This window comes from Sphingomonas mali NBRC 15500, from assembly GCF_001598415.1.
GTDB classification, from domain to species: domain Bacteria; phylum Pseudomonadota; class Alphaproteobacteria; order Sphingomonadales; family Sphingomonadaceae; genus Sphingomonas; species Sphingomonas mali.
This window is the reverse complement of sequence record NZ_BCYX01000001.1, coordinates 77,603-102,187: the sequence shown is the minus strand read 5'-3', so window position 1 is coordinate 102,187 and position 24,585 is coordinate 77,603. Positions and strand designations below refer to the sequence as shown.

Below are 24,585 nucleotides of genomic sequence, written 5' to 3'. Positions count from 1 at the left end.
TGAATTCAGCTCATGGCTCTGTCCAGAGAAGATGCTTTGTCGTTCACCCCGCCCGGCGGCATCAATGCGGCGAAGGAGAACAGGACATGCTCGCCAAACTCGCCGCTATCGTTGCCCTTGCCCTCGTGGGATCCGCCGCCGCGGCAGACCGCGACGATCCACTGACCAGACCGATCGCCCCGGAACGGGCCGCGGAATGGCTGGCTCCGCGTCCCCCTGTCCGCATTTTTGGCAATAGCTATCTTGTGGGCTTTGGCGGGCTCAGCGTCGCATTGATCGATACTGGCGATGGCCTGATCCTCATCGATGGGGCGTTGCCACAGGCCGAGCCGACGATCCTCGCCAATGTCGCGACGCTCGGCTTCCGTCCTCGCGACATCAAATACATCCTCAGCACCGAGCCGCATTTCGATCATGCCGGCGGTATCGCGGCGCTAGCTCGCGATACCGGCGCAGCGGTCGTCGCGAGCCCGCGAGGAGCAGAAGGTCTGCGATCCGGGCGCCTCGCCGACGACGATCCACAGCGCGCCTATGACAGCCGCTTTCCGGCGGTGTCCTCGGTGCGGATCATTCGCGATGGCGAAACGCTGCGGCTCGGCAACACTGTCGTTACCGCGCGCGCCACGCCGGGCCATACGATGGGCAGCATGAGTTGGACCTGGCGTTCGTGCCAGGCGCGGCAGTGCAAGTCGGTCGTTTTCGCCTCGAGCCTCAACCCGGTTTCGGCGGACGACTACCGCTTCACCTCGCCTTCCAGCCGCCCCCTGGTTGCAGGCTTTCGCCGCAGCTATGCGGCGATGTCAGCGATGCGCTGCGATATTCTCATCACGGCGCATCCCGACCAGTACGGCACCAAGGAAAGATTTCAAACCGCGCCCGGAGCTTGCCGCGCCTATGCCCGCGCAGCCGAACGCGCGCTCAGCGCCCGAATGCGCAAGGAAGGGACGATGTGAGCGGGGTCCGGCCGGCGCCGATCGCCAAAAGGCCGATGGCGCTTGCTGGATCGCCAGCCTGCAGGCGAGGTCCGCCTCGGCAAGGAAATGCGAACGTCATGGTCGTACCTCGCCGCGAGCCTCGCGAACGCCGACCCCATCGACCCGCACTTCGGGACGCGGATCCCTTATCGATTGTCTCTGTAAATTCCTTGGCCCGAGGGCGGGAGTTCACCCAGCTAATTCAATAGCAGCAGTTTGCTGACGGTTCCGGTGACGGTATAGTCGATTTCATTCGAGCGACGGCGATCGTCTCGCATCGCCCTCCCGCGGTCCACCAGCGCCGGTCGTGAAGGAGTAACCGACATGATGAACAGGCGAACCTTCTCTGCCAGCTTGGCTGCCGGTGCTACCGCTTCGCTGATTGCCACCCGCGGCGCGGCCGTGATCCCCGTTCCGACAAAGGCACGCAATGTCGTCCTCGTGCACGGGTTATTCGCCGACGGGTCGTGCTGGTCCGAGGTGATCGCGCGCTTACAGGCGGCTGGGCTCAACGCCACGTCCGTGCAAAATCCCCTGACGACGCTGCCTGAAGCGGTCGCATCGGCGCAGCGCGTGCTGGATCGGCAAGACGGCCCGACCGTGCTTGTCGGGCATTCATTCTCCGGAATGATCGTCACGGAGGCCGGCGTTCATCCGAACGTCTCGGCGCTTGTCTATGTGGCGGCGCGGGCGCCGGATGCCGGTGAGGACTATACGGCCTTGGCGAAGACTTTTCCGACGCCCCCGGCATCCGCCGGGATCGTCTATGACGGCGATGAAGGACGTCTCAGCGAAGCAGCGTTCCTACGCGATTTCGCGGGCGATCTGCCGAAAGAAAAAGCCAGAATCCTCTACGCTGTCCAGCAACCGTTCCAAAAAGCCTTGCTGACGGGAAAGACCACGCACGCGGCGTGGCGGTCGAAACCGAGCTTCTATGCCGTTTCGACGGAAGACCGGACGATCAACCCTGATCTAGAACGCTTCATGGCCAAGCGCATGGGGGCGAAGACCATCGAAGTGAAAGCAAGTCACCTCTCACTGATCTCCCATCCGGGGGAGATCACCCGGCTCATTCTGGAGGCCGCCGGACGACGGGGATAACCGGAGCGAGAGACTGCTGCTGACCGAGGCGATGAGCGCGGGGGGGCGCCTTCCACCGATCGGCGGAGCCGGCCGGTGGGTTCACTCAAATGTCAGCGGGTCGGGTCCCATCCGTCCTTCAGGGTCGTCGAGAGTCGCAATCTTCGCCAGGTCATCGGTGTCGAGCGTGAAGGCCAGAATATCGAGATTCTCGCGCATGCGATCTTCGTTGACGGTCTTGGGGATGACGATCAGGTCATTCTGCACATGCCAGCGCAGGATAATCTGCGCGACGGTACGATCGTGCTTCTCCGCTAATGTCCTGAGCACGGTGTTGCCGAGAAGTTCACCCTGTCCCAACGGGCTCCAGGATTGAACGGCGACCTTTCGTCTCGCATTCTCCGCGCGCGCCGACAACTGCTGGAAGGCCGGGTGGCATTCGATCTGATTGACGGCGGGCACGACGCCGGTCGTTTCGATCAGGCGATCGATCTGGTCCGGCATGAAGTTGGAGACGCCGATGGCGCGTGCCAGCCCTTCGTCGCGAAGCTGAATCAGCGTCTCCCAGGATTCGACGTAGAGATCGCGCGCGGGCACCGGCCAGTGAATCAGGTAAAGGTCGACATAATCCAGCTTCAGCAGATCGAGGCTGGTGTTGAACGCCGTTCGTGCAGCTTCTCCGCCCTGGTCGGTGTTCCACAATTTGGTCGTGATATACACGTCTTCACGCGGCACTCCGCTGGCCCGCAAGCCGTCCCCGACGCCGGCTTCATTGCGATAGATCATCGCGGTATCGATGTGGCGGTATCCGATGCCGAGCGCCGTTTCGACCATCTTTGCCGTACGGTCTGCCGCAGCTTGATAGGTGCCAAGGCCGATCTGGGGAATTTTGCTGCCGTCAATCAGGGTGATGAAGGGCTGAGGCATATCCGACTCCGATAAGGTGCCGGCGATATAGAAGCGCCCCGTCGAATCGTATAGTATGATTAATGGCAAGAGACGTTGAGTTGTGTCAGCGAACGGCGCGGGCGAAGGCCTTCTCCGCGAGCGGTTCCATGATCGCATAACCGGCGGCGGTTGGATGAATGCCATCGGCCGAATTGGCCAACGATAGCCCACGCGCACCGTCATCGAGTGCCGCATTATAGTCGACGAAGCCGAAGCCCTCGCGCGCGGCATAAGCGCGCAGCCATGCGTTCAGCGACGCGATGTCCGGTGCCGGGTCATATCCTGGCCGGCCGCCGAGAGTGCGTGCCGGAAGGACCGTGCTCAACACGACCTTGATGTTGTGAGCACGCGCCAGCTCGGCCATCGAGGCGAGATTGCCCTCGATTTCGGACAGGCTGGTCGGACCTGTCGCGCCAGCGAGATCGTTGATCCCGGCCAGGATATGCACGACGGCGGGGTGGAGCTCGATCACGTCGGCGCGAAACCGGCCGATCATCTGCCGCGTGGTTTGCCCTCCGATGCCGCGGTCCACCCGATCACCGGCAAAGAAGCCCGGGCGCAGCGTCATCCACCGTTCGGTGATCGAGTCGCCAAAGAAGACGATGCGGCGCTTCGTCGCAGGCTGTAAAGCGGCGTTGGCGGTTCGGTATCGGCAGACACCGGGAAAATCGACCGCGAACAATTTCTGCTGCCAGGCGGCATAAGCGGCACCCACCGCGGGAGCGGGCAAATCCGGTTTGCGTCCTGCCGCGCGGGCGGCGTCCGCGGCAACCTGAAAGACCTTCACTTCCGGGGGCATCGTCGGCACCGCGGCACAAACATCCGACTCCTCGCGCGAATGCGCGGTCACTGGGACCAGAAGCATGACGACCAGATAGACGAGAGTACGGATGCGCACGCGGTTCTCCTAAGCAGTGGAGGCCGATCCTCCCCGGTACGCGCCGGCCCGTCGGCCCATATCTACTCCTTGCCGATATGCGGTTGCTAGCAGTACGGCCGGTCGATAGGAATATGTATGAGTATTTATTTGGACACGGAGCGGGCATGAAGAAGCTGCGGATCGGATTGGTGGGTCTCGGCAAGATCGCGCGGGATCAGCATCTGCCGGCGCTCGGCGCGAACCCGGACTACGATCTTGTCGCGATCGCCAGCCGCAACGCCACGCTCGATGGCGTCGCCAATTTTCCGACCATCGAGGCGATGCTCGGCGGTGACATCGAGCTCGACGCGGTATCGCTCTGCACGCCACCGCGCGGCCGCTTCGATCAGGCGGCCGCGGCGATCGAGGCGGGACTGCATGTCATGATGGAGAAGCCGCCGGCAGCGACCCTATCGGAGGCGGTGGCGCTGGCGGATATGGCGCAAGCGAAAGGCGTGGTGCTGTTCGCCACATGGCATTCGCGCGAGGCGGCCGGAGTCGAGCCGGCTCGCGCCTGGCTCGCCGGGCGGCGGATCGATGCGGTCCGGATCGCGTGGCGCGAGGACATTCGCCGCTGGCATCCGGGACAGGATTGGATCCTGGAGGCGGGCGGGTTCGGCGTGTTCGATCCCGGCATCAACGCCCTCTCGATCGCGACCAGAATCCTGCCCGAGCCCTGGCGAGTGGACACCGCGACGATCACCGTTCCTGCCGGCCGGCAGGGGCCGCTCAAGGCGACGCTCGGGATGTCGGCAGGCACCGTACCGGTGTCGGCCGAATTCGATTTCCTGCAGACCGGCCCACAGACCTGGGACATCGAGGTCGATACCGATGCCGGTACGATGGTGCTGTCGATGGGCGGTTCGATCCTGCGCCTGCCCGACGAGCAACCCCGCAATGCGGCGGACGCCGAATATCCCGGCCTCTACCGTCGCTTCGCGGACCTGGTTGCGACCGGCAAAAGCGATGTTGACTTGCGGCCACTCCAGCTCGTGGCGGACGCCTTCCTGATCGCGGAACGTACCACCGGCGATGCGTTCGAGTGGTGATCGCTCGCGGACAACCGGAAAAAACGGAGGGATGAGGCCATGATGTTACGTGCTGCGCTGGTGTTCGTGATCGCGCTCCAGGCTACGACTCCGGCGCCCGTCGCGACGTGGGTGCGCGATCCGCGCAACTGGCCGACGCCGGTCATGGACACGGTGCCACCGGCGATCCCAGCAATGCGCAAAGGCGCGGTGCTGGTGCTCTCCAAGACCAACGGCTTTCGCGATCCCGATCAGATCGCCGCCGCGAAGACGGTGCTCGTCGAGCTTGTCCGCAAACAGCATCGCGACGTGTTCGAGACCGAGAATGCTGCGGTGATGAACCCGCGCGACCTCGCGCGTTTCTCTGTGGTCGTGCTCAGCAGCACCAGCGGGACGATCTTCGACGACAATCAGCGGGCGGCGTTCAAGGCGTGGATCGAAAAGGGCGGTGGTGTGGTGCTGCTCCACGGTGCCGGCGGCGACCCGCAATATGACTGGAACTGGTATCCGACCACGTTGATCGGCGCGCAGTTCATCGGTCATACCGGGCATCCCAAGCAATTCCAGCAGGGAACGATCGACGTGATCGATCGCAGCAATCCGGCGACGCGCGGCCTGCCGACGAAATGGGTGCGGACCGAGGAATGGTATTCGTTCGATCGGGTCCCGACCGGCAACGATACGCACATCCTCGCGACGCTCGACGAGAGCAGCTACGATCCGTTTCCCGAGCGCGTGCGGATGGGCAAGCTCCATCCGATCATCTGGACGCGCTGCGTCGGTCGCGGACGGGTGTTCTTCTCTGCACTCGGCCACAAAGCGGAGACCTATTCGGAGCCGCTCCACCAGAAGATGATCAGCGGCGCGATCCGCTGGGCCGCGCGTGCGGAGGGGGCGGGCTGCTGAGGCTGCCCGGCCGTCAGGCCGGGTTGGTCACCTTGCTGCCCCACAGCGCGTAATACAGGACGTACATCTCGCACAACGCCGTGACGATGAAGGCGAGCTGGATGCCGAAATTATCGGCAACGCTGCCCTGGATGAATACCAACGCACCGCCGGCGATCGACATGATCAGCAATCCCGATCCCTCTTCGGTCAGCGGCCCGAGGCCGCGGATCGCAAGCGCGAAGATCGTCGGGAACATGATCGAGTGGAACAGGCCAACGGCGATCAGCGCGTACATTGCCGTGGGGCCAGGCACGAAGGTCGCGACGAGCGCCGACACCAGCGCTCCGACCGCGAACACGGCGAGCACCTTCTCCGGCGCGAAATAGCGCATGATCCACGCACCGGCGAAGCGCCCGACCATCATCCCGCCCCACACGAAGGTCAGGTAGAACGCCGCCTGCTCGTGGGTGATGTTGGCGATATGGGGCTGCGATGCGAAGTTGATGAACAGGTTGCCGACGCCGATCTCTGCCAGCACGTAGAGGAAGATCGCGCCGCAGCCGAGGATCAGGTTGCGGTGCTTCCACAGCGACAAATGCTTGCGCTCCTCGGCATTGGCGCGCTGCGTCGCGGAGCCAAGCGCGGGTAGCTTGGCACGCGCGATGACGACGGTCAGCACCGCGAGCACGATCGCCACGATCAGATACGGCAATTCGGTCGCCTGCGCGTCGGCCATGCGCTGCGCGTGGCTCAGCTGGACACCCTCCGCCGAAGTGCCGGCGGTGGTGCGGGCGAGGATCAGATAACGGCCGAACACGATCGCCAGCACGTCGCCGGTGGTGTTGAACGCCTGGACCAGGGTGAGCCGCGACTCCGCGGTCTGGGGCGAGCCGATCACCGCGACGTAAGGATTGGCGGCGACCTGGAGCAACGCGATTCCGCACGACACAATGAACAGGGAAGCGAGCGTGACACCATAGGAAGGCAGGCTGGCCGCCAGGATCATCCCCAGCGACCCCAATGTCATCACCGCGAGCCCAACCGTCAGCGCCTTTTGATAGCCGATCCGTTCGATCAGCTTGGCCGCGGGAATCGAGGCGACGAGATAGCCGACGAACCAGGTCGATTCGATCAGGGTGGTTTGCAGGTAATTGAGTTCGAAGACGCTCTTGAGGTGCGGCAGCAACGTGTTGTTGATGACCGTGATGAACCCCCACATGAAGAAGAGGCTGGCGAGCAAGGCGAGCGCCGGCCCGTATCTGCCGCCGGCCTGCATTTCGACCTGCTGACGCGGGGTAGTTGCCGCGGGACCTGCCATCTTCCTCTTCCTTCGTACGACCGCAAAGCTTGTGCCTTGGCTAATTGTCTGATTATATATCGCTCATGCCGCGGTCAATCCGCTCGGTATCGAAAGGAGGGGCGGCATGCATAATGTATTGAGATTCACGAAATTCGCGGCCGCCTCGTGCCTCGCCCAATTCCCCCTGGAGCCCTGAATGCCCATCGACAACATGCCCAAGCTCCGCAGCCGCGCCTGGTTCGACAATCCCGACAATGTCGACATGACCGCGCTGTATCTCGAGCGGTACCTCAATTTCGGCCTCAGTCTCGAGGAGTTGCAATCGGGCAAGCCGATCATCGGCATCGCGCAGACCGGATCCGACCTCAGTCCGTGCAACCGCCATCATCTGGTACTCGCCGAGCGCGTGCGCGAAGGGATTCGTGAGGCGGGCGGCATCGCGCTCGAATTCCCGGTCCACCCGATCCAGGAAACGGGCAAGCGTCCGACCGCCGGGCTCGACCGCAACCTGTCCTATCTCAGTCTGGTCGAGACGCTCTACGGCTATCCGATCGACGGCGTGGTCCTGACGATCGGTTGCGACAAGACGACGCCCGCCTGCCTGATGGCGGCGGCGACGGTGAACATCCCGGCGATCGCCTTGTCGGTCGGGCCGATGCTCAACGGCTGGCACAAGGGCGAGCGTACCGGGTCGGGCACGATCGTCTGGAAAGCGCGGCAGCTGCTCGCGGCAGGCGAGATCGACGATGCCGAGTTCATCCGCCTCGTTGCCTCATCGGCTCCCTCGACCGGCTATTGCAACACGATGGGCACGGCGACAACGATGAACTCGCTGGCCGAGGCGCTCGGCATGGCACTGCCCGGATCGGCGGCGATCCCGGCGCCGTATCGCGACCGCCAGGAAGTCGCTTATCGCACCGGCAAGCGCGTCGTCGAGATGGTCGCGGAGGATCTCAAGCCGTCGGACATCCTGACCAAGGAGGCTTTCCTCAACGCCATCGCGGTCAATTCGGCGATCGGCGGATCGACCAACGCACCGATCCACCTGACCGCGATCGCGCGCCATATCGGCGTCGATGTGCCGCTGAAGACCTGGCAGGATCATGGCCATGCCATTCCGCTGCTGGTCAATCTCCAGCCAGCCGGCGAGTATCTCGGGGAAGACTATTACCGCGCGGGCGGCGTTCCCGCGGTGGTCGCACAATTGATCCAGCACGGGTTGATCGCAGAGAACGCGATGACCGCCAACGGTCGCACCATCGGCGACAATTGCCGCGACGCCGCGATCGAAGACGAGAAGGTGATTCGCCGCTTCGACGATCCGCTGATGCGGGACGCCGGCTTCGTCGTCCTGTCGGGCAATCTGTTCGACAGCGCGATCATGAAGACCAGCGTGATCTCGCCCGAATTCCGCGAGCGCTATCTGTCAGACCCCAATGATCCCGACGCATTTGAGGGGCCGGTCGTGGTGTTCGACGGGCCGGAGGATTATCATGCGCGGATCGACGATCCCGCGTCCAACATCACGTCCGGGACCTTGCTGGTGATGCGCGGGGCCGGGCCGATCGGCTATCCCGGCGCGGCCGAGGTGGTGAATATGCGCCCGCCCGCGCACCTGATCCTCGATGGAGTCCATGCGTTGCCGTGCATCGGCGACGGCCGCCAAAGCGGCACGAGCGGCAGCCCTTCGATCCTCAATGCCTCGCCAGAGGCCGCGGCGGGCGGTGCGCTGGCTCTGCTCCGGACCGGCGATCGCGTGCGAATCGACCTCAGGCGCGGAACCGCCGATGTGCTGATCGACGAGGCCGAGCTTGCCGAGCGGCGGCGCGCATTGGAGGCGGCGGGAGGCTATCGCTATCCCGCATCGCAGACTCCGTGGCAGGAGATCCAGCGCGCGGTGGTTGGCCAGCTCGGCAGTGGCGCCATCCTGGAAGGGGCGGAGGCTTATCAGCGCATTGCCCAGACCAAGGGCCTGCCGCGCGACAATCACTGACACTCCAATTTCCCCTCCCTTGCAGGGAGGGGAGCTTTGTCACTCCCTCCCAGGCAACTCCATGTCTGTCAGCGCCAGCCGCAACAGGTCGGTCATCGCGCGCCGCGCGCCATCGGCATCCTTCGCCGCGATCGCGGCATGGACGCGGCGGTGGTCGGGGAGCGGGTCACGCGGCAAGCTGCGGCGGCGCTGCTTGAACTTGGTGGTCCAGCTCACCGCCGCGCCGACCGTGCTGGCAAGCGCGGTCAGCGGCTCGTTGCGCGCGGCGGCCAGGATGGCGCGGTGGAAACGCTGGTCGGCGGCACGTCCGCGCTCGTCGGCCAGGCCGAACGCCTGCATCCCGTCGAGCGCCTCGGTCATTTCAGCCAAATCGCGGTCGCTGCGCCGTTGCGCCGCGAATGCCGCGGCGGCGGGCTCGATCACCTCGCGCAGCTCGAACAGGTCGACGATGAACTGGGCGTCGGGTTCGCCCTCGAAGGTCCAGGCCAGGATATCGGGATCGAGCAGGTTCCAGCGATTGCGTGGCGTGATTCGCGTCCCCGCCTTGGGCCGGCTTTCGACCAGTCCCTTGGCGGCGAGGATACGGATCGCCTCGCGATAGGCAGTGCGCGAGATGCCGAGCTCCTCGCTCGCCTCGATCTCGCCGTCCAAGATGTCGCCGGGCTTGCGGATGCCGCCGACGATCTCGATACCGAGCTTGCGCGCGATCGTACCATGGATGCGTGGCGCGGGAGGGGGACGGTCGTCATCCATCGACCGTGCCAGCCTATGCGGTCGCGCTTCGGGTGACAATGCTCACAATATGCGCACCGCGACAGGATCCGCGGGCGCCCTGGCCAATCGGTTGCGCACCGGTAGGGTGAACGGCGCCGCCGACACTTCGAACACGTCGTCCGGTTGGGCGATTACGCCGTCGCTGAACGACAGCGTCGCGGTGCCGAAGAAGTGGACGTGCAGGTCGCCGGGACGACGGAAGCCGGCATATTTGAAATGATGGTGCTCGAGATTGGCGATGCTGTGCGACATGTTCGCCTCGCCCGAGACGAACGGCTTTTCCCACAACACCACGCCGTCGCGGAGGATGCGGCTGGTGCCGCGAATATCTTCGGGCAGCTCGCCTAGTAGCAATTCGGGACCGAGTGCCGCGGCGCGCAGCTTCGAATGCGCGAGCCACAGATAATTGCCGCGCTCGGTGACATGGTCGGAGAATTCGTTGCCCAGCGCGAAGCCGATCCTGACGGGCGTGCCGTCGGGCGCGATCAGATAGATGCCGGCGATCTCGGGCTCCTCGCCGCCGTCCAGTGCGAAATCGGGCATGGCGAGCGGCGCGTCGGGCGCGGCCAGGATTGCACCGTCGCCCTTGTAGAACCATTCGGGCTGGACGCCGATCGAGCCGGTCTCGGGCTTGCCGCCTTCCACCCCCATCAGGAACATCTTCATCGAATCGGTCGGTGCCGGATTCTCGATCGCGGCGCGGTGCATCTGATCGCGCCCCTCGGCCGAGCCGAGATGGGTGAGACCAGTGCCACTGACCAGCAAGTGCGCAGGGTCGGAATGGTCGATCGGGCAGAGCAAGGTCACGCTGTCCAGATCGATCGCATCGCCTAAACGGGCGGCCGCCAGATCGGCGAGTGAAACGCCTGCCGCCAGCGCTTCCCCGGCGAGTGCGAGCGTCGTTGCCGCGCCAGTCACACGCCGCACGCCATCGCTGCTCATCGCCGCGACTCCGCGCTGGCCGTCGTCGAACTGGAGGAGGGACCGGATCATTTTTGAGTCTCCAATAACTCAGACATAATTAGCCGGCTTGACCGGCGGCATCAAGCCCATCCGGTACTCCGATAAATACCTATAGATATCAGATTCCTAGATCGGAGTTGACTAGGCGGTAACCGCCCTCCGCAGGTGATTGACAAGCATATAATCATACAATATTACGCATATTAGTAGTATAAATCGAACGCGGCAAATAAGCCGAAATCGCGCTTGGGAGGAGAGGAATGAACTATTCCGGTCAGATTCGTTGCGGTGTCGCGCTCGGCGCGATGATCATCGGCCTCACCGCCGGCGCCGCTCATGCGCAGGACGCGGGCACGCCTGCGCCGCAGGCTACCGACGCAGCTCCGCAGACTGCCGATGCAGCACCGCCCGTCGACATCGTCGTCACCGGCGTCCGGGCCAGTCTTCAGTCGGCGCAGAACGTCAAACGGAACGCCTCGTCGATCGTCGACTCGATCGTGGCTGAGGATATCGGCAAGCTCCCCGACAACAATGCGACCGAGGCGTTGCAGCGTATTACCGGCGTGCAGGTTTCGCGTGACGTTGGCGAAGGCGGCTCGATCGCCATTCGCGGCCTCCCGCAAGTCGAGACCACGCTGAACGGCCGTGAGACCTTCACTGCCGGCGGCGGCCGCACGTTCAATTTTCAGGATCTTCCGGCCGAACTGATCGGCCGCATCGACGTCTACAAGTCGCCGACAGCAGACCTCATCGAAGGTGGCCTGGGTGGAACCGTGGACGTGCGCACGCACTTGCCGTTCGATTTTAGCGGCGCGACGCTCAGTGCGACGGTGCGCAACAACTACGCCGACCGCATCAAGAAGTCGGAGCCGATGGCTTCGCTATTGTTGTCCGATCGCTGGCAGACCGGGATCGGCGAGATCGGCGTCCTCGCCGCGATTTCGTATCAAGAGCGGTCCTACCGCCAGGACCTCGACTCGACGGGGGCGCCCACGCCGCGCGTGCCTGGGCTAGCCAGTCAGATCGATCCCACCCGCACGGTGTTCGCACCGAACGGCAATTATCAGGTGCTGATCAACGGCAACCGTCAACGCATCGGTGCCAACGCCGCGCTGCAATGGCGTCCGGCGTCCAATCTCGAATTCTCGCTGGAGGGGCAGTATCAACGCTTCCGCACCAATCAGCAGCAATATTCCGTGAACATCCCCACGGCGGGTTCGGCTTTCATCCCGGGCAGTGCCAGCTATTTCAGCGGCACCAACGACGTTAGCCAAGCCAGCTACAGCAACCAGGTCATCACCGCGGGGGGCACCGAGCGCGACCTGCTCGACGTCAACAAGCAGGTCTCGTTGAAGGGTAAGTGGACCAGCGGGAACTTCACGCTCACCGGTGACGGTACCTATACCAAATCGAAGAGCGATCTATGGTACACCGAGCTCGACCTGGTGACGCATGCGCCGGTGTTCACGCAATATGCCGCCACCAATCCGCCGTCTTCATCAACGCCCGGTTTCGATCTGGCGAATCTCTCGAATTACACGGTTGGTGGTCTGACGCGTAACGAGAACCATTATGTCGGGCACGAATGGGCCGGTCGTCTGGACGGCGAGTATAAATTCGACGGCGGATTCCTGTCGGCGATCGATGTCGGCTTTCGCTATTCCGACCGAGCCGTGGCGCAGCAAAACCCGGTCCGCTTTGTCGGGCAAACAAAGGCGCCTAATCCGACCCTGTACCCTTCGCTCTTCACTGCCAATCAGTTCGGCGATTTCTATTCGGGCCCTGGTTCTAGCTTGGATTTCCAGCGCACCTATCCGTACGCGCTGCCCGCCAATCTGAAGAACAATTTCAGCGGGGTGGTGAGTGCGCTTGGCCTGACCGCGCCGGACCCGAACTCGATCAGCAATCAGCTCGCCGGCTTCGCCGCGGACGAGAAGAGCTATGCCGGTTACGTCATGGCGAAGTTCAACTTCAACGATGTTGTTGATGGCAATATCGGCGTGCGCTGGGTCCGCACGGAGGACAGCATCAACGGTTTCCAGCTGCGCAGGCATGCCGTCACCGATCCGGTTACGAAGGTTGTTACCTATGTGGTGGACAGCCCCCAGGCGGTCGATCCGGTGATCGTCGACAACGCGTATAATAAGTGGTTGCCGAGCGCGAATATCCGCTTCCATCTGACGCACAATCTGCAGCTTCGTCTGGCTGGCTCCGAAACGCTGACACGGCCCGACTTCAGCCAGTTGTCACCTGCGGTGACGGTGGTGCCGGGTCAGCTGGCGGCGTCGAGCGGCAATCCGAACCTGTCCCCGATCACCTCGACCAACGCCGACGTGTCGCTCGAATGGTATTTCGGCAAGTCGAGTTCGCTCTATGTCGCGGGCTTCTACAAACGGGTGAAGGGCTTCATCTTTACGCGCGCCACGCCTGGCCAAACGATTGACGGCGTCACCGGCTATACGGTCTCGCTGCCAGTCAATTCCGATCCCGGCACGGTGAAGGGCGTCGAAGTAGGCTATCAGCAATTCTTCGATTTCCTGCCGGGCGCGCTGGCGGGCCTCGGCCTGCAGGCCAATTACACTTATGCCGACAGTAAGGCGCCCAGCTCGCTGGTCGGCTTCACCGCACCGCTGACGCAGCTGTCGAAGAACAGCTTCAACGTTGCCGCGATCTACGAGAAATACGGCGTTTCGGCCCGCGTCGCCTACAATTATCGGTCGAGCTTCCTGTCGAGCATCCTGGCCGGCGGTTACACCCCGCCGGGAGGATCGACCGTCTCGTACGTGTTCCCCGTCTATACCAAGGGGTATGGCTGGCTCGATGCCTCGCTGAACGTGGATGTGGGCAAGCACTTCACCTTGACGTTCGACGCGCAGAACATCCAGCGTACGCAGATCCAGCAATATTATCAGGTCGCGACGCAGCCGGGTCAGTTCACGATCGACGACCGCCAGTTCATGGTCGGCGTACGTGTGAAATACTGATCGGTCTAAAATACCCCACCCGGCCGGATTCTCTGCTCAAGGGGGAGCGGAGAATCCGGCCGGTACTTCCCCTGACCTCCGACTAGGCACGAACCACCGGTTCGTGTCCCTTTTTTTGAGCGCGGCTCAGCCGTCGAGTGAGAATTCGCGGACGATGGTGTCGCTATGCTCGCCGATGCGCGGCGCTGCGGCCGAAGTGCCCACGCGCGCGCCATTCACGCGAACAGGCGCGCGCGTAGTGGCGATCGACGTGGTGCCGCGCTCGAGGCGCTGCAGCATGTCGAGCCGCGTGAAGGCCTCTTGTGCGAGCAAGGTCGGCCAATCGCTGACCGGCGCACACCAGATGCCGTCGGCGCGCAGCCGCTCGATCCCTGCCTGGGTCGTGCAGCGCGCCAGAAGTACTGCGATTTCCGCCTTGATCTCGTCCCGTTCCGCAAAGGCATCGCGGCCCGCGAGCGGGAGGTCGAGCGACCGCCCAAGCACGTCGAGCGGCGTCATCGCCAGAGCGAGCCAGCCGTCGCTGGTACGGTAGACGCCGTACGGGGCCGCCAGATAGGCATGGGCGTTGTTGACCGCCGCGCGCTGTGGAGGCCGGCCGCCGTCATTGAGATGCGTGGTCAGAACCTCAAACTGGAGATCGACCATCGCCTCGAGCAGGCTGGTTTCGACCGTCGCGCCATCGCCGCCGATCCCGCGCCGGACCAAGGCGGCTAATATCCCTTCGACCAGGACATGGCCGGCGAGCATGTCGGCGACCGACAGTCCGAACGGCACCGGACCGTCCAATGCGCTGCCGCTCAGCCACATCGCGCCCGACACCGCCTGGGCGAGCAGATCCTGGCCCGGAAGAGCGGCCCAGGGACCATCCTGGCCATAACCCGAGATGCTGCCGACGATCAGCCGCGAATTGCGTGCCCGGAGCGTCGCTGGTCCGAAGCCTAGTCGTTCGGCGACGCCGGGGCGGAAATTCTGGATGACGACATCGGCTTGGTCGATCAGCCGGTGGACGCGCCGTGCGTCGCCCGGATTCTTGAGATCGGCGGCGAGGCTCTGCTTGTTGCGGTTGATCGCGTGGAACAGCGTGGAGTCGCCTGCGAGATCGGTGTCGCTGAGATAGAGCGTACGGCAGATGTCGCCGCCATCGGGACGCTCGACCTTGATCACCCGCGCGCCGAGATCGGCCAGGCGCAGCGCCGCCGACGGGCCCGACAGGAACTGGGCCATGTCGATGACGAGGAGACCCTCGAGCGGCGCGCTCATCGGCTCGCGCGATAGAGCTGGTTGAGCGCCGCGATGACGTCTGCCGCCGGTTCGCCGCCGCGTAGCGCCGCGTTGATCCGTTCGGAGGCGGCGTGCTGGAACGACATATAGCCGTCATGTCGCGGCCGGACCCAGGCGCGGTCGAGCGTCGCGCGCGTGGCGCGGTAGAAATCGTTGGTCGTGGCGTTGACGCTGTCTGCGTCCCACGCATCGGCATGGCCGGGCTGGCCACCATGCCGCGCGATCAGATCGCGCTGCGCCTTGCCGTTGGCGACCCAGGCGGCGAAGCGCGCCGCGGCGAGCGGATTGCTGCCATGGGCCGACACCGCCATCCCAGTGCCGCCGAGCGCCGATCCCGTGGGGCCGTGATCGAGCGCCGGAATGTCGTCGAAGCGCACGGTCTCCGGCCGGAAGCCGTCGATCGCATAGCTGACATAACCGTAAATCAACGGCGCGACCGCAAGCTTGCCGGCAGGATCGGCCATCGCCTCGAGCATGTCGATCGGGTCCATCGCATAAGCCTGCTCGTCGACCTGTCTGGCGAGCGTCGCGAGCAGATCATAAGCGTGCGTGGCTCCGGCGGGAAAGAGGTCGTCGCCTGCGCCATAGAGCGTCACGCCGGCGAGCCCACACAAGGTGAACAGGCTCATCAAACTATGCGGCGGCTTGAGCGGCAGCGAGGCGCGACCATCCGCAGCGAGTGCGGCAAGCGCGCGCCAGTCGGTCACCGGTGCCGCAATCCGCGACGGCACCCAGGCCTGGACCTGCGCCGCGGCGTCGATCGGCAGTGCCCATTGATGCCCCGCCCAGGTATAGCTTTCATACGACCCGCCAATCGACCCCTCGGCGATCCCGCTGAGCGTTGCCTGATCGATCGCTTCGTCGAGCGGCAACAGGCAGCCGCTGGTGGCCACTTGGCCGACATGCGGATGGTCGATCACGATCAGGTCGTAGCCTCGAGCGAGCTCTTCGACCGGATAGCTTTCGAAATCCTGGAGCGAGCGCCGATCCCACTCGATCGTCTCGCCGGTCAGCGCCTTCCATTCGATCGATGCGGCAACCAGCGGATCGTAGCCGCGTGGATGGTTCCAGGTCATGCCGCGCATAGTCGCGCCTTACTCCATCGATTTGATCGTCACCCGTTCGGGAAACGGTTGACTCGCCATTCAGCCGCCAATAGCAGTTCGTCAAAGATAATATAGTCATACTTTTTAGGAGCTGGTTGAGTGGAAGCGGCGGTGCGGGACGAAGGCGGGAATGGAACCCCCGGCGCATTGCCGCTCGATGGCATAATCGTGCTCGATTTCAGCCAATTCCTCGCCGGCCCGTCCTGCGCGTTGCGCCTCGCCGACCTCGGCGCCCGGGTGATCAAGGTCGAGCGGCCTGACGGAGGCGATGCCAGCCGCTCGTTGTTCTTAGCCGACACGGCGTTCGATCAGGACAGCGCGCTGTTCCACGCGATCAACCGCGGCAAGCAAAGCTATACCGCTGACCTCAAGGACGAGACCGATCTCGCCGCGGTGAAAGCGCTGATCACGCGGGCCGATGTGCTGATCCACAATTTCCGGCCGGGCATCATGGACCGGCTCGGGCTCGGCTGGGACCAGGTGTCCGCGCTCAACCCGCGGCTGATCTATGCTGGCGTCAGCGGCTACGGTCCGGACGGGCCGTGGCGCGATCGCCCCGGACAGGATCTGCTCGTCCAGTCGCTGTCGGGCATCGCCTGGTTGTCGGGCGACGCCGGCGGCGCGCCGGTGCCGGCGGGGCTGTCGATCACCGACATGATGGCGGGCGCTCAGCTCTGCCAGGGTATATTGGCGTTGCTCGTGCGGCGCGGCGTGACGGGCGAGGGTGGGCGCGTCGATGTCAGCCTGATCGAGACCGCGGTCGATCTCCAGTTCGAGCATCTGTCGGTGCATCTCAATCGCGGCGGGGCGATGCCCGCTCGCAGCGAGGTGGCCAACGGCAATGTTTATCTCGCCGCGCCCTATGGCATTTACGCCACCTCCGATGGCTATCTCGCGCTGGCGATGACGCCGGTCGATCGGTTGGGCGCGGTGATCGATCTGCCCGGGCTGGCGGAATTCCCGGCGGATCGCTGGTTCGCCGATCGCGACACGATCAAGGCGCTGATCCGCGACCATCTGGCGACGCGCGCGACCGGCGACTGGCTGGCATTACTCGAACCCGCCGGAATCTGGGCGGCGCCGGTGCTCGGCTGGCCGGCGCTGTTAGCGGAACCCGCCTTTGCTGCGCTCGACGCGACGCAGCAGGTGCACTCGCCCGATGGCGCGGCGCTGACGCTGACCCGCTGCCCGATCCGCGTCGACGGCGCGATCCTCGCCTCTCCGCGCGCGGCGCCCCGTCTCGGTGCCGACCGCTTATCCATCGACCGGGAACTTGGCCAATGATCGTCGAGCAATATTTCGAGGACTATGAGATCGGGTCGGAGCGCACGAGCTTCGGCCGCACCATCACCGAGACCGATTTCGTCGTCCATGCCGGCCATACCGGCGACTTCTTCCCCCACCATATGGACGCCGAATGGTGCGCGACGCAGGACATCGGTCAGCGCATCGCTCATGGCACGATGGTCTTCGCGATCGGTATCGGACTGACCGCGACGACGATCAACCCGCATGCAATGTCCTATGGCTATGACCGGCTGCGCTTCATCCGCCCCGTGCATATCGGCGACACGATCACGACGATCACGCGCATCGCCGACAAGCGCGACCATCCCAAGCGCATCACGCACGGTGTGGTCACCGAGGCGGTCGACATCCGCAACCAGCGCGGTGAGACCGTGCTCGCGTGCGAGCATCTCTATCTCGTTGCGCGCCGTCCGGCGGACTGAACTATGCGGCTGCGCCCGATCCCGATTGCCTTGTGCATGGTGGTCGCCGCAGTGGCGGCGGCGTCGTTAGCCGGTGTCCGGCGGGCGGTGCGGGAGGAGGCGGGCGTGGTTGCTAGCAGCAGCGCCGGCGGGCCGCGCTACGGCCTGTCGACCGTCGGGCTGAGCTATCCCTTCGCCGCGGCGATCGCCAAGGGGTTCAGCGACGCAGCGGCGCGCGCCGGAGCAAGTGCGGTGGTGCTGGACGCCAAGGGCGACGTCCAGAAACAGGCCAACGACATCGACGATCTGATCGCGCAGCGCGTCGCCGGCATCGCGGTGATGCCGCTCGATTCGGTAGTCGCGCAGGGCTGGGTGCGCCGTGCCAACGCGCAGAATGTGCCGATCGCGGCGGTCGCGGCGTTGGTCGGCGACCCCAAGACGCGCTCGGTCGAGGACGTCTATCCGGGCCTCGTCGCGCTCGCCTCGCAGGATGAAGTGGCGGCGGGGCGCGCGGCGGGGAGCTTGGCTTTGCGCTGGCTGCCGCGCGATCGGCCGGCGCGGATCGCGATCATCGAGGGCGCGGCCGGGTTTCCCGAAGTCGAGCAGCGCGCCCGCGGATTCCGCGCTGCGCTCGACACGGCGGGCGCGCGCTATGTCGTCGTCGCATCGCAGCCCGGCAATTGGACCAGCGAGGGCGGCGAGGCGGCGTGCCAGAACATTCTCGCCGCGCATCCCGATATCGACCTGTTCTACAACGAGGCCGACGACATGATGATCGGCTGCGCGCGCGCGGTCCGCGCCGGCGGCTCGCGGGCGCGGCTGATCGGAGTAGGGGGCTCGAAGCTGGGCATCGCGTCGATCAAGGCCGGCGCGGTCGACGGCACGGTCTGCTTCAAGCCGGAGGCGCTCGGCGCCCTGGCGTTCGCGGCGCTCCACGACAGGAATGGTACCGCGCCGCGCTTTCGCACCTATCCGATCCCGGCAGTCACGCGCGCGACGATCGGCGACTGCGTTGGGCAATGGTAGACGCGCCGCTCCTCCAATTGCGCGGGCTGGAGAAGATCTGGCCCAACGGCACCATAGCCTTGCGCGGTGTCGACCTGACGGTGCGCGCCGGCAGGGTTCATGGGCTGCTCGGCGCCAACGGCGCCGGCAAGTCGACGCTGATCAAGGTGCTGGCGGGCGCGATCCCGGCGAGCGGCGGCAGCGTGGAATGGCGTGGCGAGCCCGTGCGCTGGACCAGTCCACGCGCCGCGCGGGCGGGAGGCATCGCCACCATCTATCAGCATATCCCGCTCGTCCCGACCTTGTCGGTGATCGAGAACATGCTGCTCGAGCAACGTGGCGGATGGCGCATCGATCGTGTCGCGCGCGAACGGGCGGCGGCGGTGGCGCATATTTTGGGGGACTCGTTCGATCTCGATGCGATCGTCGGCGACTTGCCGATCGGTACGCGCCAGATGGCCGCGATCGCGCAAGGGCTGATGAGCGACCCTGCCTTGCTGATCATGGACGAGCCGACCGCCTCGCTCGCGGGCGGCGAGCGAGAGCAGGTCTATCGCACCATCCGCCGCCTGGCCGCCGAGGGGCAGGCAGTGTTGTTCGTCTCGCACTTCCTCGATGAGATCGTTGCGCTGACCGACGAGGTCACCGTGCTGCGCGATGGCCGCGCGGTGCTCGATGCGCGGACAGCGGACCTCGACGAAGCGGCGATCGCCACGGCGATTGCGGGGCGCTCGGTCACGGCGCTCGATCGGGTCGAGCGCCGGCGCCCGACGGGCGATGCCTTGCTCGACGTCCGCGACCTCGCCTCGCCTGGAAAGCTCGCGCCGACGAGTTTCTCGGTCGTTGCCGGGGAGATCGTCGGTATCGCCGGCATGCTCGGTTCGGGTCGCAGCGAATTGCTCCACGCGATCTTCGGTGCCGATCCCGCAGCGCGGGGCACCGTCCGGCTCGGCGGCGAGGAAGCGGGTCGCGATCCGGCCGAAGCGGTCGCCGCGGGCATCGCTTTGGTGCCGGAGGATCGCGCCGCACAGGGATTCATTCCCGGCATGACGATCGCCGAGAACATCGCGCTGCCGCATAATGGCTGGCTGGTCGCACCGGCCCGCGAGCGCGCTGCGGCGACGGCCGCGATCGACGATCTCGCGATCAAGGCGCCCGACGCCGATGCTTTGGTCGGCGAACTGTCGGGGGGCAACGCGCAGAAAGTGGTGATCGCCAAATGGCTGACTCCCTACACCCGCGTGCTGCTGCTCGACGAGCCGACCGCCGGCATCGATATCGGCGCGCGCACCGACATCCTGCGGCTGATCCGGCGGCTCGCCGATGAGGGGTTGGCGGTAGTGCTGGTGAGCTCCGAATTCGAGGAATTGCTCGCGGTCACCGATCGAATCCTGGTGCTGCGCGACGGCGCGATAGTCGCCGAGGCCGATCCGGCGACGACCGACGAGGCCGGACTGATCCAGCTTGCCAGTGGAACTCAATCCAGAACGGAAATCGCCGCATGACCCGATCCATCGACTGGCGCCGAACCTTCGGGTTGCGCGAAGCGGGCGTCTATTACGCGCTGCTGATCCTGCTCGTGTTGCTCGCGGCGATCGCGCAATCGCGCGGCTTGCCCAATTATTTGTCGCCGCAGAATCTCGGCAACATCGTCTACCAGGCGTCGCTGGTCGGGATCATGGGCGTGGCGATGACGGTGATGCTGATCACCGGCGCGTTCGACCTGTCCGTGGCCTCGGTCGCGGCGCTCGCCGCCGCGGTGCTGGTCGGCCTGGCGCCGAGCATCGGCTTCCCGCTGGCTGTCGGTGCCGCGATCGTCACCGCGATCGCGGTCGGCATCTTCAACGGCGCGATCGTGCAGTTCGTCGGGATCAACGCCTTTATCGTCACTCTCGGCACGCTCACCGCGGTCAGGGGGCTGGTGCTGGTCTTGACCGACGGACGTTCGCTGATGGTCGAGCGCCCCGACGTGCTCCAGCAAATGCTGGCGTTCGAGAGCACGCGCGTACCGGTCTTCTGGGCGGCTCTGCTGTTCGCGGCAATGCTGTTGGCGCTCGCGGTGTGGAAGAGGCGGCCGCTGGACGCGTTGGCGGGCATTGTCGTCGCCGCGTTGGCGCTGCTCGCGGGTCGCGATTTCACCGTCGCGGCGCCAGTCGTCTATCTCGCACTGTTCACCCTCGCGGTCTGGGCGGTATTGCGCTTCACCGTCATCGGGAGGCGCATCTACGCGGTCGGCGGCAACGCCGAGGCGGCGCGGCTGTCGGGGATCAACGTCCACGCCTACAAGCTCGGCGCCTTCGTCCTGTCGAGCGCAGCGGCCGGGTTCGCCGGCGTGCTGTTCGGTTGCCGGTTGGGTGCGATCAACCCGACCGCGCTTCAGGGCACCGAGCTCACCGTGATCGCCGCCGCGATCCTGGGCGGCACGTCGCTGCTGGGCGGCGCGGGTAGCGTGCTCAAGACCGTCATCGGCGCCCTGCTGCTGTTCACCCTGACCAACGGGTTCAACGTGCTCGACCTCGGCGCGAGCTATCAGGGACTGATCGAGGGCGCGGTGGTGATCGCCGCGGCGGCGATCTACACGGTCGGCGGCGACCGCCGGCGGGTGCGCCGCGCCACGGTCGATACCGCGCCCGAAGCGCCGGTCGTGGCGGAGGCAGGCTGATGGCGAAGCTCCGCGTTGCGGTTCGCCGCTTCAGCCCGTTCGAAAGCGCGATTGCCGCGCAATTCGCCGATTTCGCGCGAGCCAACGGCGTCGAGGCCGAGCTCGAAGCGGTGCCGATGGACCTCAATCCGTTGCACGAAAGCGCGATCGGGGAGCGCGGGCTTGCGACCGGCGCATGGGACATCGCCTTCCTAAACACCGACTGGTTGGCCGAGGCGGTCGCCGATGATCTGCTCGAGGATCTGACGCCGCACATGGCGCGCGCACCGATCGCCGATTTTCCCGAGGCCTGGAGTCCATCGCTGACCGGGCTACAGCGGTTCGACGGCGGCTTTTGGGCCATGCCCTATCATGACGGTCCGGAATGCCTGATCTATCGCAAGGACTTGATCACCGAACCTCCCGTGACCTGGGAGGAATTCCACGCGCTTGCGCAGCAGCATCACGATCCCGCCAGTGGCCGCTACGGCACCGTGCTGGCGCTGTTTCCTGATGGTCACAACAGCTTCTACGATTTCTGCATTCACGTCTGGTCACGCGGCGGCGAAGTTTTTGACGCTGACGGCCGGCCCGATTTCACCTCGCCGGCTGCGCACGCCGCGCTCGATTTCCTCCGAGCGCTGGCGACCGACCAAGATGCGATCGCGCCGAACTGCCGGTCGCTCGACAGCGTCCAGTCGGGCGGCCTGTTCGCCGAGGGAAAGATCGCGCTGATGGCCAATTGGTTCGGCTTCGCTGCCTATGCCGACACCGCCGCGGACAGCCGGGTGCGTGGGCTGGTCGACGTCGCACCGTTGCCGGCCGGACCGGGCGGACGCAGCGTATCGCTCAACGTCTTCTGGGTGCTGGCGATCGGGTCGGGATCGACGAACAAAGAACTCGCTTGGGATTTCCTCCGCCATTGCGCCACCGCGCCGATGGATCGGCTGACCACGACCAAAGGCGCAATCGGCGTCCGGCGTTCGACTTGGGCCGACCCCGATATCAACGCGTCCATGCCCTATTACCACCGGCTCGAATGGCTGCACGAACATGCCCGCGAAATGCCGCTGACTGCCGATCTGGCGCGGATCAGCCATATCGTCGACGACCTGATGACGGCGGCGGTGACGACCGATCGCGCGACCGCCGATCTGCTCGCCGAGGCACAGGCGAGGGTGACGTCATGACCGCGCTCCGGCAGCAATGGCCGATGCCGTCGGCGCCGCGGCCGATCGTGATCATCGGTACCGGCGGCATCGTCGCCGACGCGCATTTGCCGGCCTATCGCAAGGCTGGATTCGAGGTCGCCGGCCTGTTCGATCTCGATCAGGACCGTGCCCGGACGCTTGCGGCGCAATGGGACGTGCCGCACGTCTTCGCGTCGATCAAGGAAGCGGCGCGGGCCGATGCCGTGTTCGATGTCGCCGCGCCGCCGGTCGCGCACAATGCGATCCTCGAAGCTCTGCCCGAAGGGGCGGCGGTGCTGCTGCAGAAACCGATGGGGCTCGACCTCGCCGAAGCGACCGCGATCCGCGATACGGCGCAGGCGCGCGGGCTCACCGCGTCGGTCAATTTCCAGCTACGATATTCGGCAATGATGCTCGCAATCGCCGATGCGATTCGACAAGGCCGGCTCGGCGAGCTGCTCGAGGTCGAGGTGCGGATCAACCTCGTCACGCCCTGGCATCTGTTTCCGCATCTCAAACCCAATCCACGAGTCGAGATCGTCAGTCATTCGATCCATTATCTCGACACGATCCGCGCTCTGATCGGCAACCCGCAAGGTGTCTTCGCGCGGAGTTTCGGCCATCCGTCGAGCGAACTCGTCGACACGCGAACGTCGATCCTGCTCGATTATGGCGACAGGCTCCGGGTGCCCCTGTCGATCAACCACCATCACGATTTCGGCCGCCGTCACCAGGAGGCGAGCTTCCGGGTCGAGGGCACCGACGGTGCGGCCCAGGCAAAGCTCGGCGTGCTGCTCGATTACCCGGCGGGCGAGCCCGACGAACTCTGGCTCGCCCCGCGTGGCGGGCCGTGGGAGCAGGTCGCGCTTTCGGGCGCCTGGTTCCCCGACGCGTTCATCGGCCCGATGGCCAATCTCCAGCGTTTCGCCGCGGGCGAGGACGATGTGCTTGCCACTCGCGTCGATGACGCCTGGCGGACTATGGCGCTGGTCGAAGCCTGTTATAGCGCCGGCAATACGCCCGGCACTCCAATCCCCCAGCCTTGAGGACCAAGAAGTTGATCGACCTGACCGGAAAGACTGCCCTCGTCACCGCCGCCGCACAAGGCATTGGCCGCGCTTCGGTGCTGGCACTTGCCGCAGCCGGCGCGCGCGTCATCGCGACCGACGTCAACGAAGCGGGGCTGGAGGGGTTGGCCGGCGAGCGGATCGAGACTCGCCGGCTTGACGTGCTCGACCCCGAAGCGGTCGCTGCGCTCGCCGGCGAGACGATCGACATCCTGTTCAATTGCGCGGGCGTCGTCCATGGCGGAACGGTGCTCGAGACGAGCGACGCCGATCTTGATTTCGCGTGGCGGCTCAACGTCGTCGCGATGACGCGGACCTGCCAGGCGGTTCTGCCCGGCATGGTCGAGCGCGGCGGCGGCGCGATCATCAACATGTCGTCGGTGGCGTCGAGCGTGAAGGGCGTACCCAACCGCTTCGCCTACACCGTGACCAAGGCGGCGGTGGTCGGGCTGACCAAGTCGATCGCGGCCGATTTCGTCGGCAGCAACATCCGCGTCACCGCGATCTGTCCGGGAACGGTCGAGACGCCGTCGTTGCACGATCGTCTCTCGGCCGGCGGCGATTATGACGGCGCGCGTGCCGCGTTCATTGCGCGTCAACCGATCGGCCGAATCGGCGCGCCGGAGGAAATCGCCGATCTGGTCGTCTATCTGGCGGGGGCGACCTACACGACGGGGCAGGTGCAGATCATCGACGGCGGGTGGACGATTTAGCACTCGTCAACGCGAGCAAAGC

The 24,585-nt window shown here is 65.2% G+C and carries 21 protein-coding genes; 14 read left to right on the top strand and 7 right to left on the bottom strand.

All coding sequences use genetic code 11. From position 1 onward, the window contains the following. Positions 1–86: 86 nt before the first annotated feature. Both bla and SMA01S_RS00425 read left to right on the top strand, forming a co-directional pair. Positions 87–953 (top strand): subclass B3 metallo-beta-lactamase, encoded by an 867-nt coding sequence (gene bla, locus SMA01S_RS00430; protein WP_066816103.1) that lies wholly within the window; start codon positions 87–89, stop codon positions 951–953. Positions 954–1,298: 345 nt separating this feature from the next. Continuing rightward, on the top strand, positions 1,299–2,075 hold the full coding sequence (locus SMA01S_RS00425; protein WP_066816100.1) for an alpha/beta fold hydrolase: 777 nt from the start codon (positions 1,299–1,301) through the stop codon (positions 2,073–2,075). A gap of 81 nt (positions 2,076–2,156) precedes the next feature. Here SMA01S_RS00425 and SMA01S_RS00420 read toward each other — a convergent pair whose 3' ends face one another. Then, complete coding sequence (locus SMA01S_RS00420) at positions 2,157–3,185, bottom strand: aldo/keto reductase (RefSeq protein ID WP_245649090.1); 1,029 nt, start codon at positions 3,183–3,185, stop codon at positions 2,157–2,159. After that, positions 3,067–3,900: a GDSL-type esterase/lipase family protein gene (locus SMA01S_RS00415; protein WP_066816096.1), complete on the bottom strand. Its 834-nt coding sequence runs from the start codon at positions 3,898–3,900 to the stop codon at positions 3,067–3,069. Before SMA01S_RS00415 ends, SMA01S_RS00420 begins: the two co-directional genes overlap by 119 nt. A 146-nt stretch (positions 3,901–4,046) precedes the next feature. Here SMA01S_RS00415 and SMA01S_RS00410 point away from each other — a divergent pair, with 146 nt between their 5' ends. Both SMA01S_RS00410 and SMA01S_RS00405 read left to right on the top strand, forming a co-directional pair. Then, positions 4,047–4,970: a Gfo/Idh/MocA family protein gene (locus SMA01S_RS00410; protein ID WP_066816093.1), complete on the top strand. Its 924-nt coding sequence runs from the start codon at positions 4,047–4,049 to the stop codon at positions 4,968–4,970. A gap of 39 nt (positions 4,971–5,009) precedes the next feature. Further along, on the top strand, positions 5,010–5,855 hold the full coding sequence (locus tag SMA01S_RS00405) for a ThuA domain-containing protein (protein WP_066816091.1): 846 nt from the start codon (positions 5,010–5,012) through the stop codon (positions 5,853–5,855). A gap of 13 nt (positions 5,856–5,868) precedes the next feature. Here the strand turns inward: SMA01S_RS00405 and SMA01S_RS00400 are convergent, their stop codons facing one another. Then, a complete protein-coding gene (locus tag SMA01S_RS00400; protein ID WP_066816089.1) occupies positions 5,869–7,155 on the bottom strand; it encodes a sugar MFS transporter in 1,287 nt (428 codons plus the stop codon). 178 nt (positions 7,156–7,333) lie between these two features. Here SMA01S_RS00400 and SMA01S_RS00395 point away from each other — a divergent pair, with 178 nt between their 5' ends. After that, positions 7,334–9,130 (top strand): IlvD/Edd family dehydratase, encoded by a 1,797-nt coding sequence (locus tag SMA01S_RS00395; RefSeq protein ID WP_066816080.1) that lies wholly within the window; start codon positions 7,334–7,336, stop codon positions 9,128–9,130. A gap of 39 nt (positions 9,131–9,169) precedes the next feature. Here SMA01S_RS00395 and SMA01S_RS00390 read toward each other — a convergent pair whose 3' ends face one another. Both SMA01S_RS00390 and araD1 read right to left on the bottom strand, forming a co-directional pair. Beyond that, entirely contained in the window at positions 9,170–9,883 is a 714-nt protein-coding gene (locus SMA01S_RS00390; RefSeq protein WP_066816078.1) for a FadR/GntR family transcriptional regulator, read from the bottom strand. Between the two features lie 42 nt (positions 9,884–9,925). After that, on the bottom strand, positions 9,926–10,897 hold the full coding sequence (gene araD1 / locus SMA01S_RS00385; RefSeq protein WP_066816075.1) for an AraD1 family protein: 972 nt from the start codon (positions 10,895–10,897) through the stop codon (positions 9,926–9,928). Between the two features lie 230 nt (positions 10,898–11,127). Between araD1 and SMA01S_RS00380 the strand changes: the two genes are divergently transcribed. After that, positions 11,128–13,851, top strand: a complete 2,724-nt coding sequence (locus SMA01S_RS00380; protein WP_066816073.1) for a TonB-dependent receptor — start codon at positions 11,128–11,130, stop codon at positions 13,849–13,851. 126 nt (positions 13,852–13,977) lie between these two features. Here SMA01S_RS00380 and SMA01S_RS00375 read toward each other — a convergent pair whose 3' ends face one another. Both SMA01S_RS00375 and SMA01S_RS00370 read right to left on the bottom strand, forming a co-directional pair. Next, entirely contained in the window at positions 13,978–15,111 is a 1,134-nt protein-coding gene (locus tag SMA01S_RS00375) for a CaiB/BaiF CoA transferase family protein (RefSeq protein ID WP_066816072.1), read from the bottom strand. Then, complete coding sequence (locus SMA01S_RS00370; RefSeq protein WP_066816070.1) at positions 15,108–16,217, bottom strand: extracellular solute-binding protein; 1,110 nt, start codon at positions 16,215–16,217, stop codon at positions 15,108–15,110. Before SMA01S_RS00370 ends, SMA01S_RS00375 begins: the two co-directional genes overlap by 4 nt. Positions 16,218–16,337: 120 nt before the next feature. On the opposite strand from SMA01S_RS00370, the gene SMA01S_RS00365 reads away from it, so the two are divergent. Genes SMA01S_RS00365 through SMA01S_RS00330 form a run of 8 tightly spaced genes read left to right on the top strand, consistent with a single transcriptional unit; the run spans position 16,338 to position 24,563 of the window. Next, entirely contained in the window at positions 16,338–17,522 is a 1,185-nt protein-coding gene (locus SMA01S_RS00365) for a CaiB/BaiF CoA transferase family protein (RefSeq protein ID WP_245649089.1), read from the top strand. After that, positions 17,519–17,968, top strand: a complete 450-nt coding sequence (locus SMA01S_RS00360) for a MaoC family dehydratase (protein WP_066816067.1) — start codon at positions 17,519–17,521, stop codon at positions 17,966–17,968. The genes SMA01S_RS00365 and SMA01S_RS00360 overlap by 4 nt, the downstream gene beginning before the upstream one ends. Positions 17,969–17,971: 3 nt before the next feature. Beyond that, entirely contained in the window at positions 17,972–18,973 is a 1,002-nt protein-coding gene (locus SMA01S_RS00355; RefSeq protein ID WP_066816064.1) for a sugar ABC transporter substrate-binding protein, read from the top strand. Continuing rightward, positions 18,967–20,457: a sugar ABC transporter ATP-binding protein gene (locus tag SMA01S_RS00350; RefSeq protein WP_066816061.1), complete on the top strand. Its 1,491-nt coding sequence runs from the start codon at positions 18,967–18,969 to the stop codon at positions 20,455–20,457. Before SMA01S_RS00355 ends, SMA01S_RS00350 begins: the two co-directional genes overlap by 7 nt. Then, positions 20,454–21,614 carry an ABC transporter permease gene (locus SMA01S_RS00345; RefSeq protein ID WP_066816058.1) on the top strand — a complete coding sequence of 387 codons (1,161 nt, stop codon included), beginning with the start codon at positions 20,454–20,456 and terminating at the stop codon, positions 21,612–21,614. The genes SMA01S_RS00350 and SMA01S_RS00345 overlap by 4 nt, the downstream gene beginning before the upstream one ends. Further along, on the top strand, positions 21,614–22,783 hold the full coding sequence (locus SMA01S_RS00340; RefSeq protein ID WP_066816055.1) for an extracellular solute-binding protein: 1,170 nt from the start codon (positions 21,614–21,616) through the stop codon (positions 22,781–22,783). The genes SMA01S_RS00345 and SMA01S_RS00340 overlap by 1 nt, the downstream gene beginning before the upstream one ends. Next, complete coding sequence (locus SMA01S_RS00335; protein ID WP_066816052.1) at positions 22,780–23,829, top strand: Gfo/Idh/MocA family protein; 1,050 nt, start codon at positions 22,780–22,782, stop codon at positions 23,827–23,829. The genes SMA01S_RS00340 and SMA01S_RS00335 overlap by 4 nt, the downstream gene beginning before the upstream one ends. Beyond that, positions 23,826–24,563, top strand: a complete 738-nt coding sequence (locus SMA01S_RS00330; protein WP_245649088.1) for an SDR family oxidoreductase — start codon at positions 23,826–23,828, stop codon at positions 24,561–24,563. Before SMA01S_RS00335 ends, SMA01S_RS00330 begins: the two co-directional genes overlap by 4 nt. The last annotated feature ends 22 nt before the right edge of the window (positions 24,564–24,585 follow it).